The following is a 255-nucleotide window of genomic DNA, read 5'->3' on the forward strand; positions in this document are numbered from 1 at the left end:
GTGAAAGTGTCTGTCCAGTCTATCTTTCTATCACATACCCAAATTTTTAAAGAACGATCTAATCAAAGACTAGAAATCAACATTCACCATCATCTTGATGGAATGCTCATTTCTAAGCTCTAACACAGAAGCAGTGGTGGTGGAGCCAAGCGGGATCGAACCGCTGACCTCCTGCGTGCAAGGCAGGCGCTCTCCCAGCTGAGCTATGGCCCCGTATTTCTACAGGCGTTTCCCACACAAAATTGGTGGGTCTGG

At 47.5% G+C, this 255-nt stretch carries 1 tRNA gene; it reads right to left on the reverse strand.

Annotated elements, in window-relative coordinates:
• Nucleotides 1-137: 137 nt before the first annotated feature.
• A tRNA-Ala gene (locus QMX89_RS22870) sits at nt 138-213 on the reverse strand.
• Between the last annotated feature and the right edge of the window lie 42 nt (nt 214-255).

This window comes from Pseudomonas sp. PS01301, from assembly GCF_029960215.1.
Classification (GTDB): Bacteria; Pseudomonadota; Gammaproteobacteria; order Pseudomonadales; family Pseudomonadaceae; genus Aquipseudomonas; species Aquipseudomonas coleopterorum.